1 protein-coding gene is annotated in these 1,198 nt (G+C 54.3%); it reads left to right on the top strand.

Annotated features, from left to right (window positions below; translation table 11 throughout):
- Positions 1-71: 71 nt before the first annotated feature.
- Positions 72-1,159 (top strand): IS3 family transposase gene (locus tag LRK71_RS20430; RefSeq protein ID WP_232405798.1). Its coding sequence is split into 2 segments (ribosomal slippage): positions 72-333 and positions 333-1,159, totalling 1,089 coding nucleotides; the frame shifts between segments, so codons are not numbered across the junction.
- Positions 1,160-1,198 lie beyond the last annotated feature (39 nt).

Raw genomic sequence — 1,198 nt, 5'->3', positions numbered from 1 at the left:
GGTAATCCCCCCTAAAATTAGTGGTGTTCAATAGTAGAATTTTCTCGGCAAGATATCTGAGGAGATTTACGATGAAGAACGGACGATACAGCGACGCACAGATCATGGCCGTGTTGAAGCAGGCAGAGGGTGGCGTGCCGGTCTCTGAGCTGTGCCGCGAGCACGGGATGAGCAGCGCGAGTTTTTACAAATGGCGGGCCAAGTTTGGCGGCATGGACGCGTCTTTGATTTCTGAGATGAAGGATATGGCGGAAGAGAACCGTCGTCTGAAGCGCATGTATGCCGAGATGAGCATGCAAAACGACCTGCTGAAGGAAGCGCTTGGAAAAAAGCGTTAAGGCCGTCTCATAGGCGAGAGATGGCCATGAATGCGGTTGCGCAATATGGGATCAGCATCGCTCTGGCCTGCCGGGCGTTCCAGATTAGCGAGACATGTTATCGTTACAGCCCTGTTTTGAGCGATGAGAACGAAGAGATTGCGGACTGGCTGGAACGCCTGACCACCAACAAACGTAGCTGGGGCTTTGGCCTGTGCTTTTTGTATCTGCGCAATGTCCAGGGCTATGGATGGAACCACAAACGTGTCTACCGGATCTACTGCGAGCTTGCGCTGAACCTGCGGATCAAGCCCAAGAAACGGCTGAAGCGCGACAAGCCGGAACCGCTGGCAGTGCCTGACAGGCCCAATGAGACTTGGTCGATGGATTTCATGGCAGACCAGCTTGCGGATGGTCGTTCGATCAGAACACTGAACGTTCTGGACGACTTCAACCGCGAAGGTTTGTGCATCGAAGTGGACTTCTCGCTTCCTGCAGAGCGGGTCGTGCGTAGCTTGAACCAGATCATTGAATGGCGTGGTCAACCTCAGGTAATTCGCGTCGACAACGGGCCCGAATATGTCAGTGGAAAGCTGATGGAGTGGGCCGAGAAACGCAACGTTCGGCTCGAATACATCCAGCCCGGCAAGCCGCAGCAGAACGCTTACATCGAGCGCTACAACCGCACCGTTCGTGGCGAATGGCTGGGGCAATACATCTTTGAAACCATCGAGGAGGCACAGGACCAGGCAACCGAATGGCTCTGGACTTACAACAACGAGCGACCCAACATGGGCATCGGTGGGATGACCCCCGCTATGAAACTGAAAACAGCCGCATGAATTCTACGGCTGGACCCCATTAAAAATGGGGGGATTACC

This window comes from Pseudophaeobacter flagellatus (assembly GCF_021228235.1).
Lineage (GTDB): Bacteria > Pseudomonadota > Alphaproteobacteria > Rhodobacterales > Rhodobacteraceae > Pseudophaeobacter > Pseudophaeobacter flagellatus.
This window is presented reverse-complemented; position numbering and strand designations above follow the sequence as displayed.